The following is a 19,091-nucleotide window of genomic DNA, read 5'->3' as shown; positions in this document are numbered from 1 at the left end:
AACTCCATTTTTTGCCTATTTTTGTTATATATTTAAAAAAGGAACTTATGCATTTTATTTCTGAAGAACTGGAAGATTACGCAGCTCAACATAGTGAAAACGAACCTGATTTACTACAGAGGCTAAACAGGGAAACACATCAAAAAATATTACAGCCAAGAATGCTTAGCGGGCATTTTCAGGGAAGGGTACTTAGCATGATCTCTAAACTTGTTAACCCAAAAAATATACTGGAAATTGGCACTTATACGGGCTATGCAGCATTATGCCTTGCCGAAGGATTGGCTCCTGGCGGTGAACTGGACACTATAGATGTAAATGAGGAACTGGTTGATTTTCAAAGAAAATATTTTGACCTTAGCGATTATAAAAATCAAATACACCAGCATTTAGGAAGTGCCCTTGATATTATCCCTACACTAAACAAAAAGTTTGATCTTGTATTTATTGATGCCGACAAGGAAAACTACATTCACTACTTTAATATGATAGTACCCCTAATGAACAAAGGCGGAATTATACTATCTGACAACGTACTTTGGAGCGGTAAAGTACTTGAAGAACTAAAACCGAATGATATAAGTACTAAGGTATTACTGGAGTATAATAAATTACTTAAAGACGATCCTAGGGTAGAAACCGTACTTTTACCAATAAGAGACGGATTAACTGTTAGCAGGATTATCTAAACCCTGCTGATTTTTGGGAAGGAACTTTCGTAAAAAGCGATATAACATTAATAACAGCGAAGAGGTAAATATACCCCAAACAAATCCAGAAAGTATATCTCCCGGATAATGAAGTGCCAAATATATCCTGCTGTAAGCAAATATTAATGGCCACAGGAAAATAATCCACATGTGCTTAACATGAGGCTTTAAAACATGATACAAAAAGAAAGCACATGCCATGGAGTTAGAAGCATGACCGGAGAAAAAGCTATAGGACGAGCTGTACTTAAAGCCTCTTACAAATCCTGCTATATCCGGGTTATTAAGAGGCCTTAATCGTTGTACTGTATTTTTAAATAAATTAGTAGTCTGGTCTGTAAGGGTTATTAATAACGACAACATTATTATTACCAAAACGGTATTTCTCCAACCCAGGTTTTTAAACGTAAGATATAAAAGGAAAAGAAATACCGGAATCCAGTTTAACTGCTTTGTTATAAAAAGCCAAAAACCATCAAAAGCCGGTGTTCCAAGTGAATTTAGGTAAATTAATAGATTTTTGTCTAATTCAATAAGAGAATCAAGCATTATCTCATACGTTTTATAGGTCCAGAAGCATCTTCAATATTCTCCTTAACCTGATTTATTTCTTCTGTAATATTATTCCCTAAATTTTTTGTGTGCGATGTAACATCAGAACGAACATCGTTAAATGTATTTTTGATATCGTTAAAATCGGCATTCTTATTAATCTCCGACTTAATTTCGTTAGTTGCGTTCTTAAGCTGCTTCATACCCTTACCTAATGAACGGGCTATTTCAGGAATCTTATCAGACCCAAAAAGCATGAGTACCACAAGTATAACGAAGAAAAGTTCTCCTCCTCCTATTCCAAACATATTATGAGATTTTATACTACAAATGTAATTATAAATACGTAGCTAAACCTTTTCCAGATGTTTAAATCTGGATTTTTTACCGCATTTTAACTATTACTTACCTTCAAACTGGTCAAACTTAGACTGCACCTCCTCTTTAGGCCAGGTATTGTTTGTAACATCAATATCAGCAGTTAAAAGCTCTGGGTCAACCACAATTTTCTTAACCTGTTTTTCTGTAGCAAATACACGGGCAGCCGTTTGGTTGTTTTTACGCCAAATTTGTACCGGGAATTTATAATCTTCGGTAGTACCGTCTTCAAAAGTAAGCCTTACCAGTATAGGCATTAGCATATCTCCAGGCTTATTAAATGTCACCTCATAAAAATAACTTGGTTTTTTAAGCTGTGCTTTCTCGGCTGCCGAAAAGTTATCGTCTATGTAATTTTTAAGCAACTTAATATCTTCTGCTTTTTTAGTCTTTTTAGATTTCTCATCAACCATGTAAACAAACGGACCATTATCTCTGCCAAATCTTCCTTTTCTAACAGAATAATCTTCCATTCCTTCAGGCCTGTCATCGGTTACATAAAACTCTTTTACATCTTCAATGCCTATATCCACATAATCTGTAGAATAGAACCATCCTCTCCAAAACCAGTCAAGATCTACTGCCGATGCATCTTCCATTGTCCTGAAAAAATCTTCAGGTGTAGGATGCTTAAACTTCCAGCGGTTGGCATAGGTTTTAAATGCATAATCAAACAGTTCATGCCCCATTACTACCTCTCTCAACATATTAAGACCTGTTGCCGGCTTGGCATAAGCATTAGAACCAAACTGATAAATAAGTTCTGAATTAGTCATAACAGGTGTTAAAAAGTTTTGATCACCACTCATGTAAGGAACAATTTTAGCTGCCGGCCCTCTGTGTGACGGATAATCTTTTTCAAATTCCTGTTCAGTTAAATACTCCAGGAAAGTATTAAGCCCTTCGTCCATCCAGGTCCACTGTCTTTCGTCAGAGTTCACAATCATAGGGAAAAAGTTATGTCCCACCTCATGTATAATAACACTGGTCATACCATATTTTATCCTTTCACTAACAAAACCGTTAGCATCAGGGCGACCGTAATTCCAGCAAATCATTGGGTATTCCATTCCCTGATCTTCTGCCGAAACCGAAACCGCTTTAGGGTAAGGATAATCAAACGTATATTTTGAATAGGTTTTAATAGTGTGCGCCACAACCCTTGTAGACCTGTCGCCCCATAAAGGGTTACTCTCCTTAGGGTAAACAGATACTGCCATTGCCGTTTTACCCGACAGCTGCACTGCCATAGCGTCATAAATAAACTTTCTTGAAGTAGAGAAGGCAAAATCCCTTACGTTATCGGCCTTAAACTTCCATGTTTTCTTTTTATCGCTAAAACCTTTTTCAGCCGCTTCGGCCTCCTCCTGTGTTACAATAACCACAGGATTATCAAAGCTTTTTGTAGCCTGCTCATATCGTTTTACCTGCTCACGGGTAAATACATCTGCCCTGTTACTTAGCTCCCCAGTAGCTTCCATAACGTGATCTGCAGGTACTGTAATATTTACTTCAAAATTTCCAAACGGCAGTGCAAACTCTCCTGCACCCCAAAACTGCATGTTTTGCCATCCTTCCACATCGTTATAAACCGCCATTCTTGGATAAAACTGTGCTATTACATAAAGGTTGTTACCATCTTTATCAAAGTGTTCGTACCCTGAGCGTCCGCCTATTTTTCTGTAGTTATTAATATTATACCACCATTTAATAGAAAAAGACACCGTCTCACCCGATTTTAACGGCTTAGGCAAATTTATTCTCATCATGGTTTCATTTATCACATAGTTTAAAGGCTTGCCCGAAGCATCTTTAACATACTCTATTTTAAAACCTCCGTCAAAACCTTCCTCCATAAAACTACGGGAAAAGTTATCTGCTTTATACGCTTTCCCTATATGCTGATTTTCGGCAAGAGGCGACTGTGAAGTTCTTGATCTCCTGTTTTGATCCAACTGTACCCATAAGTACTCTAAATCTTCGGGCGCATTATTATGATAGGTTATGGTTTCTGTACCATAAAGCTTTGTATTTTTATCATCAAGCTCAATATCCATTTTATAATCGGCCTGCTGCTGATAGTAATCAGGTCCCGGCGCACCCGATGCGGTACGGTAACCGTTTGGGGTAGCCATTAAGTCATACATTTGGCTAAACCTGTTAGTATCATAATGCCCTTTTTCTTTTTTAGGAGCATCTTGTGCAGATAGCTGTGCCGTTGCCAATATGGCCAACAGATATAGTATTTTTTTCATAATCTAAAATTGTAAATTCCCCGTAGGACTATCATTAGTAAGCAAAAGACTCTTTTTGTTACTGTTAATATTAGTATTTATGATATTTTGCTGATCAGGGAATGATTCAAACAAGAGTGTGTTTTTTATTTCAAGGTCTTTTAATTTACCTTTTGCCTCTACGGTAAAGTAACCTATTAGTACGTCATCCTCTATTTCGTGTCCTAAAAAACTAATTGGTTTTTCACGACCGTTTACCTTAATTTTTATTTTTTCGGAAAAATATGCTGCAAGGTAATCATCCATACCCGGAACTTCTTTTTTGGTTGCCAGGTATAATTCTTTACCGTTTTTTTTAGAAAGGGCTGTATCAAGATCGTCTATAAAAACACGGGCTGTAATTTGAAGTTGTTTTTTAGCAGGCGCATGCTCTACTAAAAAAACAGCCACATAGTATTTATGTGCCGCAGCAGCAGTAAGCAGCCCGGCAAGCATAAAAAGGAACATATATCGGATTATAACCTTCACGTTCCAAATGTAATAAAACTTATTTTATTTCTCCCTTTTATGATACTCTTCGCCTTTTTTAAGTAAATACCCTGTAAGTTCAAACTCCTTATCGGGAGCTAAAAGCAATGCTGATTCTTTACCTTCATCGGCAAAAGCCAGAAAAAGCCCTATCTCCTCATGCTTTAGTTTTAGGGTTTCAGTGAAAAAGTAGTACGTATACCTCTCCTGTACCAGCTCGCTAAAAGTCCTGCCCTGCAAGTACTCTTTAGCCATATCTTTTTCTTTTTTCCTGGGTTTAAAAATCAAATCATAAACCTTAATAAAATCTATACCCGGCAATCGTCTTTCATTGCTTGGAAAAGCAGGATTAACCGGAATCTGGTCTTCTACATTAAGTCCTTCTGTAAGTAGTTTTGAGTTTAAATCAGAGGTAAACTTGCGTGTTTTTATATCCTTACTGTCCTCTTCAAGATTACCCGTAAGCGGAATAATAACTATTTCATCTAATACGGTTATGTTAGGTTCCATTCTCATAACCAGTTTTTTTTCCACAAAATGACTCTTATCCAAAACTAAAACCGCAGGCCTAAAACTTATACTGGAAAAATATAAAGTATCTGCCGGTTGGGCATATATGGTAAAATAACCATTATCATCGGTTATCGCCTTAATATTAGTGTTTTTATTAAGTACGGTTATATACTCTACCTTAATGGAATCGGCCACCATTTGTCCGCGGAGTATTTTCCTCCCTCCGCCCTGTGAAAAAACAACAGCTGGTAAAAACGTAATAAGTAATAAGAAGAAAAACTTTTTCATGGTCAGGATTTTTAATTGGGAGAGCTTGTATATAAAGATACAAAAATTAGATATTAAATAGTATTAAGATTATGTTTACTCCTCTTCATTTCCCTTCAGTATTTCAAGATATTTAAAAGCAAGATTCCTTAACAGGAATTTTGCCTTTTCATCATTATTTTCACTAATCGCCATTAGCACATCGCTATTTTCTACCGCATAATAAACAAAACCACCCACATACTCTTTAGGAACACTCAGCTTAGTATTAATATCTTCTTCTGTATACAACGAGTAGATTTGAGTCATAGCTGTAGATTTTGTTTCATACTCCAGTTCTTTTTTAAGCACCTTGGTTCTTCCTGTTATTGCATTTATTATTGCATCCAGAGATGCCATACCTAAAACCATAGCTACCACATCCCAAACCGATTTTATCTCTCCGGCTGTAAAAAGCTTTTTTTCGGCACGGGTATATTGTTTTTGCCCTTTAGGCACCAGCCCTAAACTTTCGGCATTAATATCTCCATATTTATCAATAACCACTTCTTCAAGTTCAAAAGAACCTAAATCTACAACAAGCATTTGCTTTAAATCTTTTTCGCGCACCACAACCCGACGCGTATAATAACTACTGGTTTGCACAACTATAGTATCAGTCACCATAGCCATTATTTTAAAATTACCAAGAGTATCAGACTTAGTATCTGTCCTGGAATTAAGATTCACCACCCCTCTTTGCGATACAGGAATACCTCCTGCCACTACTCTGCCTTTTATAAGCTGTCGCTCCTGCGCATAATTAATCAGAGTAAATAAAAAAGACAGGAGTAAAAGTTTAGTTTTCATCTTTTTCAATATTGGTATTTGGTTTGGTTTGTTGCAAGGTGTCTAACTCTATTAAAGCTCCGTTCTCATCTACCACGCCATCCTGCTTTAGCAATGAAACATACCTTATTGCCAGTTGTGTCATTAAAAACTTAGCGTGTACATCATCCTTTTCTCTTATTGTTTTAGCAAAATTCTTATCTTCAACTGCATAGTATATAAATCCACCTACATAATCTTTAGGAACCTTAAACTCTTTAACGATTTCTTCTTCGGTATAAATGTAATTAATTTTAGCCATGAGTTGCTCTTTTTTCTCATACTCTACAGCTTTTAACAAGGCTTTCTTTTTCCCGTTTAATGCGTTTATAAATCCGTCAAGACCATTGCTTGCGGTATATAGCTTTCTCTCGGCAGGAGTGTTACGCTTTTGTCCTTTCGGTACAAGCCCTAAAGATTCTGAAGTTATATTACCGTAATTCTCTATAACAAGTTCATCAAGCTCGGTAACCATTGCCTCAAGCTCAATAATAAAAAGTTCGCTATCAATATTTTCCTGCTGTACCTCATACTCCCTACCCACAATTTGTATAGCCGAAAAAATAAGAGTATCCTTAGGTTTAACCATAAGCGAGAAATATCCGCCGCGAGCCGTGGTAACATAAGCACCACTGGTTTTGTTCACCACATAAATTCCTTCAAGATCATCGGCAGTCGATTTTATTTTACCCTTTAGCTGTTTGATTTCGGCTTCCTGAGAAATAGCGGGTAATGCGGTAATAACAAGTGTAAACAGAAAAATTATCCTTTTCAATAGTATAGTATAATAAAGTGATGGTGAGTAAAAAAGATAAAGTGTAAAGTAAAAGCCACTCTCTCAGCTTAAAAATCTTTGTAACTTTACCTTTTGTTACAACACATAAAACGAATGAAAAAAATAATTATTGCAAGTACCTCCACTTTACACGGCGGCACTTACCTTGAATATCTTACCGAAACACTTAAAGAACATTTTAAAAACTGTAGCACCTTACTTTTTATACCTTATGCAAGGCCAGGCGGTATAACTCATGATGAGTACACCCAAAAAGCTGCCGAATTCTTTGGAAAGCTTGGCATTGAAGTAAAAGGAATACATGAGTTTGAAAACCCTGTAACAGCCGTACAAAATGCTGAGGCTATTTTTACGGGTGGCGGAAACACCTTTTTACTGGTTACACAACTTTACCAAAACAAAGTTATGGAGGTTGTTAAAACTGCTGTTGGAAACGGAACGCCTTATTTAGGCACTAGTGCAGGCAGTAACATTTGCGGACTTACAATGGAAACCACAAACGACATGCCTATTATCTATCCTCCAAGTTTTGATACTCTGGCACTGGTTCCGTTTAATATCAATCCGCATTACCTTGACCCTATAGCCGGCTCAACACACATGGGAGAAACCCGTGAAACCCGTATTAATGAGTTTCATCACTTTAACCCACAGCCTGTATTAGGACTTAGGGAAGGTAGCTGGCTGGAAGTAAAAGGTGACACCACTACATTAAGAGGCGAACTTGACGCGCGCCTGTTTAGACAAAACACACCACCGGAGGAAATAGCCACCGGAACCGATTTATCATGGCTTAAATAAAAAAATGGCACAAAAATTAGACAAGATACTGGTAGTAGATATTGAAGCTACCTGCTGGAACGGCCCTTTACCCGAGGGTATGACAAATGATATTATAGAAATAGGCATTTGTCTTTTAGATACCGTTACCGGTGAAATTACCGATAACAGAGGTATAATTGTTAAACCCGAACGCAGTACTGTTAGTCTGTTTTGTACCGAACTAACCACTATAACTCAGGAAATGGTAGACCAAGAAGGTATACCCTTTAGTGAAGCCTGTAAAATTTTACGTAAAGAATACCTTTCACAAAGCCGTGCATGGGCAAGTTTTGGCGCTTACGACTTAAAGCAGTTCCAAAAACAATGCACCGCTCTTAACATAGGGTATCCGTTTGGACCTTCACATATTAATGTAAAAACATTATTTGCCCTTAAGCACCAACTGCAACACGAGCAGGGAATGGCAGGAGCATTATCAATACTTAATATTCCGCTGGAAGGCACACACCACCGCGGTGTTGACGATGCAAAAAACATTGCTAAAATACTCAACAGTATATTAAAAAAATAAAGCAGCCCAAAAGGCTGCTTTATTTTTTTACAAACTTCTATAAACAAAAAACCCGGTCTTTTCAGATCGGGTTTTGGTTTTGAGCGGAAGACGAGGCTCGAACTCGCGACAACCAGCTTGGAAGGCTGGAGCTCTACCAACTGAGCTACTTCCGCATTATTGTGGTGCAAATATACGCAATAAGATTTGACAGATGCAAGCTTTTTTTAAAAAAATTTTTATCCTTAACCCGCATTATTACTTAAAATATTTATTATTAATTTGTTACCGTAAAAAAAATTTTAATGTATTCTGTAAAACAAATTAGTTCTCAGGAAACTTATCCTGTAAGACAACCGGTTTTAAGACCCGAAAAACCTATTGAGTCATGTATTTTCCCCGGAGACGACCTCCCTTCTACCACCCACTTTGGTGTTTTTGACAATAACAACCTGGTAGGAATCGCCTCTTTATTCCGCTCTAGCTCTCCGGATATTAAAGGAAGTACACAATACCAACTGCGTGGTATGGCAGTTTTAGCAACCCATCAGAAAAAAGGATTGGGCGATATGTTATTGTCTGCCGCCGAAAAACATGCTGCAAATCTCAATGCAGATGTAATTTGGTTTAATGCCCGCGAAGTTGCCGTTGGCTTTTACAAAAAAGCAGGTTATGAAATTGCAGGAGATATTTTCACAATCCCCGATGTAGGCCCACATTATGTAATGTTTAAATACATTTAGCTGATATTTAGATAAAAACAATGATTATTTAACTAAAACGATATAGTTATATAGCTTAATTTTGTAATTTTATTACAAACCTCAACCCCATGATTTCAAAAGTCTTAATAACAGGCTTTACGCTTTTGTTGTTAGGGTGCGCTAAAGACCCTCACACAGGCAAAAATTTGCCCGCCGCAAAAGCCGAAGTGATAATACTTCATCCCAATAACAAAACCTTTACGATAGACAGTAGTTACTTTAGTAAAGAAACAGCAGAGATAAAAAGTTATTATAAAAACAAAAACTATAACGCCTTGTGGGCTAATGAAAGCGACAGGAAAACCCTATTGCTTTGCATAGCCGCTTCAAAACAGGATGGCCTGCAGCCAAACGACTATAACTATAACACGCTTGCTGCCTTTGAAAAAAACAAAAGCCTCTCGGGTAAAGAGAGTATGGCATACGATTTATTGTTAACACAGTCGTTTTACAAACTGGCACTACACTTATTTAAGGGTAAAACTGAAGCAACCGGAATTTATGAAGACTGGGCATTACAGCAAAAAGAGCTAGACATAAACCCGCTGCTTGAAGAGGCTCTTAATAATCACACAGTTGATAAAATTATGGATCGCTGCAGGCCTCCTCATAAAATGTATGAGAGTTTACGCAAAAGCCTGGCTTACCTTAACAGTCTTCCGGACGACAGTAATCTGGAAAAAATAATTATTGAAGAATCTGTTAAGGAGAATGACTCCCTCCCTCAGGTAATACTAATTAAAAAAAGGCTTACCTACTGGAAAGACCTTGAAGTTAGCGATAGTATTACCTGCGTGTATGACGTCAAAGCCATTGAGGCAGTTAAAAAATTTCAGCAAAGACACGGTTTTTATCCTGACGGTGTTGTAGGTAAAAAAACTGCCGAAGCTTTAAATATATCACTTGAAGAACGAAAAGAACAGGTTATTGTGAACCTGGAACGATGGAGATGGTTCACACACGATTTTGGACAAAGCGCTGTTATTATCAACATACCTGATTACACTCTGGCTTTTGTTAACAACAATGACACCATTGCAACCCACAGAGTAGTAGTTGGAAAACCCGACAGACCTACACCTGTACTGGATTCAAAAATGAATTACCTTGTTATTAACCCTACATGGACCGTACCCCCCACTATACTCGAGAAAGATCTTACCCCAAAAGCCAAGGCTGACCTTAATTATTTTACAGAAAATAACATGCGAATTTTTGATAAGGAGAATAACGAGGTATCCCCCGAGGAATGGAATCCAAAACTTGCGGACACTTACAGATATGTACAAAACCCGGGAAATAGTAATGCCTTAGGCAATATCAAGTTTAATTACTATAACCGATTTTCAGTATACCTGCATGACACCAACCACAGGGAAATGTTCAGCAGATCTCATCGTGCTTTAAGCTCCGGGTGCATACGGGTACAAAACCCATTAGAACTGGCTGAAAAAATACTATCTAAAGAAGACAGCGAATGGAATACCGATAAGCTAAACGAAATGATAGCCGAAGGTGAAACCGAAAAGATTTACCTTAAAAACACTAATAACGTGCATCAGCTATACTGGACCGCCTGGATGGATAAGAACGGCCTACAGTTTAGAAACGATATTTACAATCTGGATAAAGTGCTCTATCAAAAATTAAGAAACTAATTTTGACGTAGAAACATAGTTTTTAGACGGGTGATAGATAAACAGGCATGATTTCCCTTTGATAAGATCAATCACCTCTTTAGATATCCTGTTAGGAAGCGCAGGGCAACCTAAGCTTCTCCCCAGTCTTTTATGTTGCTTGATAAAACCTTCGCTTACATAATCAGCACCATGAATCACTACAGCTCTGCTACGGGCATTACTGTTAATTCCTTTTTCAAGTCCGTCAAGACGAAGTGAGGTACCGTGCTTACCTATGTAAACTTCTCCCGTTGCATAAAAACCTAAACTACTCTTATTAGAGTTAGCAGCGTTAGAGAAAGCAGTAGCAAACTCATTACCACTGTTTCTTCCGTGAGCCACAAGGGTGTTATACAATACGGTTTTGGTACTCATATCAATAATCCAAAGTCTTTTGGTATTAGATGACTTGCTGAAATCAACAAGTGTAAGTAAGTCTTTTTTAATTTTACCCTGCTCCTTTAAAAGTACATAGCCTTCAAAAGCTCTTTCAAACGATTCATAATCCGGTAAGGAAAGGGAATTAGCATCAAGCTGGCTATACACTCCGCTTGCAGTTGCTACTGTAGTAGCTTCGGCAACAAGTGGTGCAGCTTTGGTTTCAGAAACAGTTTTGGTATTGGTGGTAATAGTAACAGGTGAGTTTACAGCTGACAGTAAAAATAAAATAGAGGTAAAAAAGTTGTAAATCATCTTCATTAATAGTTTTGTGTTTCTAACAGGTTGGCTAAAATAAATTAAAGTTTTCTAAACAAAAAACACCAACAGTGTTAAAATCAGTTATTTAACATTTTCATACGTAGCGAGCAAAAATATCACTACTTCCTTCACACACAATAACGTTTTAACAGCAAATCTATTATATTTTTAATAATAAAAAGTTAATTATTGCGATTTGCCTAATATTATACAAATACCTTACCAAAAACCAGAATAATTCAAATTTTATAAAAATATACTCAAATTTAACATTTATATACACCCCTACCCCAACACATTTTAATGGAAAATAGTACTTTTAACGAAATTTAATTTAATCCGCAGAAATTATAATAAGTCATGAATAAAAAAGTAATCCTCATGATACTTGACGGTTGGGGTAAATCACCAGACCCAAAAGTATCTGCAATAGACAATGCAAACACTCCTTTTATAGACAGCCTTTATACTAAATACCCAAACGCAAGTCTTCGTACCGACGGACTTAACGTAGGTTTACCGGAAGGACAAATGGGAAACAGTGAGGTAGGACACATGAACCTTGGCGCTGGTCGTATTGTATACCAGGACCTGGCAAAAATTAACCTGGCTGTACAAAACAAAACACTTAATACCGAAAAACCTCTTGTAGACGCGTTTAACTACGCTAAACAAAACAACAAAAAAGTACATTTTGTAGGTCTGCTTTCTAACGGTGGAGTACACTCACACATTGACCACCTTAAAGGACTGGTTGATGCTGCTCAGGAAGCCGGAGTTAACCACTCTTACATCCACGCCTTTACAGACGGACGTGATGTTGACCCTAAATCAGGACTTGGTTTTGTGACCGATATTGAAAAATATATTAAAAACACTCCTACACAACTGGCATCGATAGTTGGGCGTTACTATGCTATGGATCGTGATAAGCGATGGGAAAGGGTAAAACTGGCTTACGATCTGTTAGTTCACGGTTTAGGCGTACCTAGCACCAATGCAGAACAGAGCATAAAGCAAAGTTATACCGAAGGCGTTACAGATGAGTTTATCAAACCTATTGTAATGACTGAAGACGGCACTAACCCTATTGCTATTATTGAGGAAAACGATGTGGTTATCTTCTTTAACTTCAGGACAGATAGAGGAAGACAGCTTACCGAAGCGCTTACCCAAACTGATTTCCATGAGCAGAATATGCACAAAATGAACCTGTATTATGTTACCATGACTAACTATGATGACAACTACAAAAACGTTCATGTGATTTATGATAAAGACAACCTAACCGAAACGCTTGGTGAGGTAGTTGCCAAAAACGGTAAAAAACAAATACGTATTGCCGAAACCGAAAAATATCCGCACGTAACCTTCTTCTTCTCGGGTGGTCGTGAAGAACCTTTTGAAGGAGAATCAAGAATACTTTGTTCTTCACCAAAAGTTGCGACTTATGACCTGCAGCCTGAAATGAGCGCCTTCGATCTTACCAATGCTCTTGTACCGGAACTGAAGAAAAAAGAAGTAGACTTTGTTTGCCTTAACTTCGCTAACGGAGACATGGTAGGTCATACAGGTGTTATGGAAGCCGCTATTAAAGCATGTGAAGCAGTAGATACCTGCGTAAAACAGGTTATTGAAACAGCTTTAGAAAATGATTATACTACTATAGTAATTGCCGATCACGGTAACTGTGACACCATGGTAAACCCAGACGGTAGCCCTAACACAGCACACACCACTAACCCGGTGCCTATTATTTTAGTAGATAAAGACCTTAAACACGTAAAAGACGGTATACTGGGCGATATTGCCCCAACCATTTGCGAACTGATGGGAATACCACAACCGGAAGCTATGACACAACATTCATTAGTATCCTAATAACACAAAACCCTGCCAATTGGCAGGGTTTCTTTTTCAAAATTATCAATGCACTACATTCTCCTGAATGCTTCGTAGTAGCCTCTTTCAACAGACTCCCTGTGGTCAGGGTGGGCAATTTTAACCAGTTCCTTAACCCTTTGTTTTAAGTTTTTACCATACAGATCGGCTATACCATATTCGGTTACCACATACTGTACGTGGGAACGGGTAGTCACCACACCACCTCCCTGTTTAAGGAATGGTACAATTTTACTGTCTCCGTTTTTGGTAACAGACGGTAGTGCTATAATAGCCTTACCCCCGTCACTTAACGATGCCCCGCGGATAAAATCCATTTGCCCGCCAACACCCGAATACATGCGGTACCCGATAGAGTCGGCACTTACCTGTCCTGTAACATCTACCTCAATAGCAGAGTTAATGGCAATCATTTTCGGGTTTCTTCGTATTACCGATGTATCATTCACAAAGGAAGATTCCCTCATTTCGATAAAAAGGTTATCATCAACAAAGTCATACAGCCTTTTGGATCCTATCAGGAAAGTTGCCAAAGCCCTGCCTTTTGCCACTCCTTTATAATTACTGTTTATTACATTACTTTCAATAAGATCAATAACTCCGTCTGAAAACATTTCGGTATGTAACCCCAAATCCTTGTGGTTTACCAGTTTTTTAAGCGCAGCATTTGGTATAGAACCTATACCCATTTGCAGGGTACTCCTGTCATCAATAAGCGATGCCACATATTCACCTATCTTATCTTCCTGCTCACTAATTGGTGCAGGCTCATGCCCAAACAAAGGCACATCAACCTCAACCATATAATCAATTTCAGAAATATGAATCAAACCATCGCCAAACGTACGCGGCATGTTAGGGTTAACCTGTGCAATAACCATTTTGGCATTTTCTATAGCCGCCACCGTACCTTCCACCGAAACACCCAGCGAACAGTATCCGTGACTGTCGGGAGGCGTTACATGTATAAATACAACATCAAGCGATAATACCTGCTTCCTGAAAAGCCTGGGCAGCTCACTCAAAAACACCGGGGTATACGATCCGTTTCCGGCAGCAATGGTATGCCTAACATTTTTTCCTATAAAAAAAGAATTTACAAAAAAACTATCACTCAGTTCGGGGTTTGCATAAGGCGCATCGCCTTCGGTATGCAGGTGGCACACCTCCACATCACGAAGTTCGCCTGCCCTTTCGGCAAGTGCTTTAGTTAACACTCCCGGTGTGGCAGCCGCTGCCTGCACATACACCCTGTTACCCGACTGTACTGCTTTTACCGCCTCTTCGGCAGTTACATATTTTCCCATACCTAAAAATTTTACTGCAAAGTTATCGTCACATAAATTTACAAAACATGATAAAACTCATGCTTTAAAGGGGATTAAAAATAATCCGTTAGAAAGTTGTACTTTTGTGGCGGAAAAATTTTAGCATATGATTATCCAAAAGACCAGAGAAGAAATAGAACTGATGCGCGAAAGTGCCCTGATTGTTTCTAAAACACTAGGTATGATTGCCTCTGAAATAAAAGAGGGTGTAACCACCCTTCACCTTGACAGGCTTGCCGAAGAGTTTATTCGTGACCACGGTGCTGTACCGGGGTTTAAAGGACTTTATAACTGTCCGTCAACCCTGTTAACCAGCGTTAACGAACAGGTTGTACACGGATTACCTACTAACAGACCTATTGAGGATGGCGACATCGTATCGGTAGACTGTGGTGCTCTTAAAAATGAGTTTTACGGAGACCATGCCTATACTTTTGAAATAGGTAATGTTGCCGAAGAAACCCGCAAGCTATTAAAAGTTACTAAAGAATCACTATACATAGGTATAAGAGAATTTAAAATAGGGAACCGCGTGGAAGACGTAGGTCACGCCATACAACAATATACCGAAGGTCACGGCTATGGTGTAGTTAGGGACCTTGTAGGTCACGGACTTGGCAGAAAAATGCACGAAGATCCAAACATGCCTAACTATGGTAAACGCGGTCGTGGTAAAAAGTTCATTGAAGGTATGGTGGTTGCCATTGAACCTATGATTAACATGGGTACTAAAAATGTAAAGCAACTTAAAGACGGTTGGACTATTGTAACTGCCGACAAAAAACCAAGTGCACACTTTGAGCACGATGTAGCCCTTGTAGACGGCAAACCGGAACTGCTTTCTACTTTTGCTTATGTATACAAAGCTTTAGGAATTGAGTCTAACGAAGAAGATGAGTTTAGGGCTGTACCTTTAGTACTGTAATGAAAAAACTGTTTAAATTAGTTCTCAACACCATACCAAGACCATTGCTTATTAGGTTAAGCTATGTGGTTAGACCTGTAGTTGCATTAGCCTTAAAAGGTAATACATATACCGACCCTATAGACGGCAAAAGCTTTAAAAGCTTTTTGCCGTACGGTTACGGGCATCAGCGTAATAATGTATTGGCACCCGGCACCCTTTCCCTGGAAAGGCACCGCCTGCTATGGTTATACCTTAAAAACGAGACTGATTTTTTTACAGGTCACAAAAAAGTACTCCATTTTGCTCCCGAACAGGCTTTTTACAAACGCTTTAGGAACCAAAAAAACTTAGATTACACGACTACCGACCTTAACTCTCCTCTTGCAGATGTTAAGGCAGACATATGCAACCTCCCATTTGAGGACAACAGCTACGATTTCATACTGTGCAACCACGTTTTAGAACACATCCCAGATGATACCAAAGCCATGCAGGAGCTGTACCGCATAATGAAACCGGGAGGCATGGGGATTTTCCAGATTCCGCAGGATTTAAACCGCGAAACTACTTTTGAAGACGATTCTATTACCGACCCAAAAGAACGTGCCAGAATATTTGGGCAATATGACCACGTACGAGTATACGGTCGTGATTATTTTGACAAGTTAAGAAGCATCGGTTTCCGGGTCGTTGAGGAAGATTACACAAAAAAAATCGCCCCAGCTGATGTGGAGCGATTTTGTCTTGCCAAGGGAGAAATTATCCCTGTTTGTTATAAAGATTAATTTGCTTCTTCCGGCATAAGCATACCTATAACTTTATCTTTAGTAAGGTATTTTTTAGCAACAGCCTGTACCTGTTTTGCCGTCACCCCATTTATTCTTTCTTCTAAAGTAAATATTCTTTCTGGGCTTGTATTGTCTGTCCATTGCGATGTAAGATAACTTAACCAGTACCTGTTTTCTTTAATATTTTCTTTATAGTCCAAAAGCTCTCCTTCCTTATACTTAACAAGATCTTTTTCCTCAGGACCGTTATCCACTATCTTTTGCACCTCCTGCAAAGCCATCTCAGTAAGTTTTTCGGCATTCTCAGGTCCACAAGGGAAAGATATATTGAACCTGAAATTCTCTACAGGAAATTTATCCATACCACCACTTGCACGTATACCATACACACCACTTTCCTTTTCCCTTAATTCCTCGAGTAGCTTAATAGTAAGTATCTCTCCTAAAGCATTTAAAGCCAATGCCTCTTTAGCATCATACTTAGCATCTCCATAATACATAATGGTTACATTACTTTTTGGATCTGCTCCTTTGTGTACTACTTTTTTATGAGAACCCTTTATTTTCCTGTAACCTAAATCAGTTGCTTTCTCTCTTTTTTCAGAAGACGGCAGCGAAGCAAGATACTTAGAAGCAAACTCCTGTATATTATTATCATCAATATTACCTATAAAGAAAAACTCAAAATCGGCAGCATTAGAGAAACGCTCTTTAAAAATATCATGAGAAAGCTCATAATCCACATTATTCCATATCTCTTCATCAGGAAAAACTCTAATAAATCTTGGATTATCCTTATTAATAAAGGAATAAAATTCCTGACGGAAATAATAAGCAGGCTGAGAAAGCATGTTTTTTGTAAAGCCGCTTTGTTTTTGCTTATAGCGCTCAAAAGCTTCCTCATCATAGTTAACATCTGTAAAATAAGCATATACCATTTGGAACATATATTCCATATCTTTAGGAGTAGAACTTCCTGACAACATTTCAAAATAATCAGAAATAAACGGACGTACCGAAGCTATTTTACCCGTCATAAACTTATCTATGGCATTTTTGTCAAGACCAGAAAAACCAGCTTCATTTACAGCAGCAAAACCTAAATAAACTTTTCTGTAATCTTCATCGCTTACCAGATTAGAGCCTCCGTAACTAATAGCTCTCATTAAAACCTCATCATTTTTAAAGTCGGTCTTTTTATAAGTAACCTTAGCCCCGTTAGAAAGGAGTAATGTTGTAGTACCTAACTTATCGTTTGTTTCTTTTTTAACTACACTACCCGGTTTTAGCTCATTTCTCAACAGGCTTGTTGCAACAGGCTCATCTTCATAGGCTGTAAGATTACCAGCATCAACATTAAGAACTTCAAGAACTTCAGCCTCGGTAGGTTTTTTTAGTCCTTCCTTCTCTGGTCCGGTAAATACAACTACTCTGTTATCATCTTTAAGATAATCATTTATAAGCCTGTTAATATCATTTAATGACACCTCATTTATCAGCTTTTGTGATGTATTATAAATCCATTCAATACCCGGAACAGGTGTTTTATTAAGGAAATTTTCCTGGTATTGACCTACATAATAGGAAGACTCTTCTTTATCCCTATCATTATACTGAGTTTCAAGCATAGCATAAAACTCGGTTTTCGCCCTGTCAAGTTCACCCTGTGTAAACCCAAACTTTTTAACCCTTTCATTCTCCTCAACCAAAACCCTTAGAGCATCCAGCTGCTTGTCTTCCTGAGTCATTGCAAACGACTGATAGGCTTTTTTTGTCTTAGCCCAGGTTTCACCATGATACGTGTAACCAAAAACAAAAGGAGGGTTTGGTTTATTTGTAAATTCATTTAATCTATTGTTAAGCATGGTAGAAAAAAGCATTTCTGCCAATTCTTTTTCCATATCACTAACAGTCTCCATAGGCTTAGGCTCATCATGATCTTTATACATTAACTGCACCCTTGTACCCGAAGCCTCTTTATCTGTCTCTACACAAACAAAAGTTTCTTCATGGTTAGGCACTTCAAATACTTTTCTCGGGCGTTCGTTTTTAGGATTTTTATACGATGCAAAGTGTTTCTTTACTTTCTTTTCCATCTCATCCACATCGATATCTCCTACTACGATAACAGCCATAAGGTCCGGTCTGTACCAGTCTTTATAAAAACTCGTAATCTTATCGTAGGTAAAGTTTTCCAATATCTCTTTTTTACCAATAGGCATACGGTTAGCATAATGCGACTGATACATCACTTTTGGCATAAACTGTTTCCTCATTCTGTCATCGGCTCCAAGTCCAAGGCGGTATTCCTCCAACACCACTCCTCTTTCCTTATCAATTTCTTCAGGAGTCAGTACAGCATTAAAAGCCCAGTCTTCTATAATACTAAAGCCTTTTTCAAGCTTTTCGGGATCATCAGAAGGAATAGGAAGAAAATAAACTGTTTCATCAAAACTGGTATAAGCATTAAGGTGCTGCCCAAACTTTACCCCTATACTTTGCAGATAATCCACCAGTTTGTTTTTAGGAAAGTTTTTTGTGCCGTTAAAACACATGTGCTCCATAAAGTGAGCAAGTCCCTGCTGGTCGTCATTTTCCAAAATAGACCCTGCATTAATTACAAGCCTCAGGTCTACTTTATCTTCCGGCTTATTATTTTTCCTGATGTAATAGGTAAGTCCGTTTTTAAGTTTTCCGGTTCTTACATCCGGATCCAGGGGAATCGGGCTGTCGCCCTGAAGATCCTGAGCTGTCCCTAATAAAGGCGCAGCGACCAGGAACATCCATAGTCGAAGGTGTTTCATTTTAAAATATTTAGTTGGTTTAGTTTACAAACTCTAAAAGCC

18 protein-coding genes and 1 tRNA gene are annotated in these 19,091 nt (G+C 38.2%); 8 read left to right on the top strand and 11 right to left on the bottom strand.

Features of this window, described 5'->3' with window-relative positions; translation table 11 throughout:
• The first annotated feature begins 47 nt into the window (after positions 1 to 47).
• Positions 48 to 689, top strand: coding sequence for an O-methyltransferase (locus tag GN157_RS15610; protein ID WP_157484429.1), 642 nt, complete (start codon positions 48 to 50; stop codon positions 687 to 689).
• Here GN157_RS15610 and GN157_RS15605 read toward each other — a convergent pair.
• From GN157_RS15605 to GN157_RS15575, 7 genes are all read right to left on the bottom strand, one after another.
• Positions 666 to 1,259 (bottom strand): phosphatase PAP2 family protein, encoded by a 594-nt coding sequence (locus GN157_RS15605; protein WP_157484428.1) that lies wholly within the window; start codon positions 1,257 to 1,259, stop codon positions 666 to 668. The two genes, GN157_RS15610 and GN157_RS15605, sit on opposite strands and share 24 nt — an antisense overlap.
• Positions 1,259 to 1,570: a Sec-independent protein translocase subunit TatA/TatB gene (locus tag GN157_RS15600; protein WP_157484427.1), complete on the bottom strand. Its 312-nt coding sequence runs from the start codon at positions 1,568 to 1,570 to the stop codon at positions 1,259 to 1,261. Before GN157_RS15600 ends, GN157_RS15605 begins: the two co-directional genes overlap by 1 nt.
• Before the next feature lie 93 nt (positions 1,571 to 1,663).
• Positions 1,664 to 3,895, bottom strand: coding sequence for a M1 family metallopeptidase (locus GN157_RS15595; RefSeq protein ID WP_157484426.1), 2,232 nt, complete (start codon positions 3,893 to 3,895; stop codon positions 1,664 to 1,666).
• Positions 3,896 to 3,898: 3 nt separating this feature from the next.
• Entirely contained in the window at positions 3,899 to 4,381 is a 483-nt protein-coding gene (locus GN157_RS15590; protein ID WP_157484425.1) for a DUF6702 family protein, read from the bottom strand.
• Between the two features lie 45 nt (positions 4,382 to 4,426).
• On the bottom strand, positions 4,427 to 5,203 hold the full coding sequence (locus tag GN157_RS15585) for a carboxypeptidase-like regulatory domain-containing protein (protein WP_157484424.1): 777 nt from the start codon (positions 5,201 to 5,203) through the stop codon (positions 4,427 to 4,429).
• Between the two features lie 75 nt (positions 5,204 to 5,278).
• Complete coding sequence (locus GN157_RS15580; protein WP_157484423.1) at positions 5,279 to 6,031, bottom strand: hypothetical protein; 753 nt, start codon at positions 6,029 to 6,031, stop codon at positions 5,279 to 5,281.
• Positions 6,021 to 6,824, bottom strand: coding sequence for a hypothetical protein (locus tag GN157_RS15575; RefSeq protein WP_157484422.1), 804 nt, complete (start codon positions 6,822 to 6,824; stop codon positions 6,021 to 6,023). Before GN157_RS15575 ends, GN157_RS15580 begins: the two co-directional genes overlap by 11 nt.
• Positions 6,825 to 6,938: 114 nt before the next feature.
• Between GN157_RS15575 and pepE the strand changes: the two genes are divergently transcribed.
• Both pepE and GN157_RS15565 read left to right on the top strand, forming a co-directional pair.
• On the top strand, positions 6,939 to 7,646 hold the full coding sequence (pepE, locus tag GN157_RS15570; protein ID WP_157484421.1) for a dipeptidase PepE: 708 nt from the start codon (positions 6,939 to 6,941) through the stop codon (positions 7,644 to 7,646).
• Between the two features lie 4 nt (positions 7,647 to 7,650).
• Positions 7,651 to 8,199, top strand: a complete 549-nt coding sequence (locus GN157_RS15565) for a 3'-5' exonuclease (RefSeq protein WP_157484420.1) — start codon at positions 7,651 to 7,653, stop codon at positions 8,197 to 8,199.
• A gap of 82 nt (positions 8,200 to 8,281) precedes the next feature.
• On the opposite strand, the gene GN157_RS15560 is transcribed toward GN157_RS15565, so the two are convergent.
• Positions 8,282 to 8,354: transfer RNA gene (locus tag GN157_RS15560), tRNA-Gly, on the bottom strand.
• A 129-nt stretch (positions 8,355 to 8,483) separates the two neighbouring features.
• Here GN157_RS15560 and GN157_RS15555 point away from each other — a divergent pair.
• Positions 8,484 to 8,921: a GNAT family N-acetyltransferase gene (locus tag GN157_RS15555; RefSeq protein WP_157484419.1), complete on the top strand. Its 438-nt coding sequence runs from the start codon at positions 8,484 to 8,486 to the stop codon at positions 8,919 to 8,921.
• An 89-nt stretch (positions 8,922 to 9,010) separates the two neighbouring features.
• Entirely contained in the window at positions 9,011 to 10,600 is a 1,590-nt protein-coding gene (locus tag GN157_RS15550) for a L,D-transpeptidase family protein (protein ID WP_157484418.1), read from the top strand.
• Here the strand turns inward: GN157_RS15550 and GN157_RS15545 are convergent.
• The gene (locus GN157_RS15545; protein ID WP_317163548.1) at positions 10,589 to 11,320 is read right to left on the bottom strand and encodes a murein L,D-transpeptidase catalytic domain family protein; all 732 of its coding nucleotides are present in this window, start codon (positions 11,318 to 11,320) and stop codon (positions 10,589 to 10,591) included. The two genes, GN157_RS15550 and GN157_RS15545, sit on opposite strands and share 12 nt — an antisense overlap.
• A gap of 360 nt (positions 11,321 to 11,680) precedes the next feature.
• Here GN157_RS15545 and gpmI point away from each other — a divergent pair, with 360 nt between their 5' ends.
• Complete coding sequence (gpmI, locus tag GN157_RS15540; RefSeq protein WP_157484417.1) at positions 11,681 to 13,201, top strand: 2,3-bisphosphoglycerate-independent phosphoglycerate mutase; 1,521 nt, start codon at positions 11,681 to 11,683, stop codon at positions 13,199 to 13,201.
• A 53-nt stretch (positions 13,202 to 13,254) separates the two neighbouring features.
• On the opposite strand, the gene GN157_RS15535 is transcribed toward gpmI, so the two are convergent.
• Entirely contained in the window at positions 13,255 to 14,529 is a 1,275-nt protein-coding gene (locus tag GN157_RS15535) for an acetyl-CoA hydrolase/transferase family protein (protein WP_157484416.1), read from the bottom strand.
• Positions 14,530 to 14,656: 127 nt separating this feature from the next.
• On the opposite strand from GN157_RS15535, the gene map reads away from it, so the two are divergent.
• Together map and GN157_RS15525 are read left to right on the top strand one after the other, a co-directional pair.
• Complete coding sequence (gene map / locus GN157_RS15530; protein WP_157484415.1) at positions 14,657 to 15,475, top strand: type I methionyl aminopeptidase; 819 nt, start codon at positions 14,657 to 14,659, stop codon at positions 15,473 to 15,475.
• Positions 15,475 to 16,242, top strand: a complete 768-nt coding sequence (locus GN157_RS15525) for a class I SAM-dependent methyltransferase (RefSeq protein ID WP_157484414.1) — start codon at positions 15,475 to 15,477, stop codon at positions 16,240 to 16,242. The genes map and GN157_RS15525 overlap by 1 nt, the downstream gene beginning before the upstream one ends.
• Here GN157_RS15525 and GN157_RS15520 read toward each other — a convergent pair.
• Positions 16,239 to 19,049, bottom strand: a complete 2,811-nt coding sequence (locus tag GN157_RS15520; protein ID WP_157484413.1) for a M16 family metallopeptidase — start codon at positions 19,047 to 19,049, stop codon at positions 16,239 to 16,241. The genes GN157_RS15525 and GN157_RS15520 overlap by 4 nt on opposite strands.
• Positions 19,050 to 19,091: the final 42 nt, after the last annotated feature.

It is taken from the genome of Flavobacterium rakeshii, from assembly GCF_009741375.1.
GTDB lineage: Bacteria > Bacteroidota > Bacteroidia > Flavobacteriales > Flavobacteriaceae > Flavobacterium > Flavobacterium rakeshii.
The sequence above is the reverse complement of the archived record's forward strand: the minus strand, read 5'-3'. Positions and strand labels throughout refer to the sequence as shown.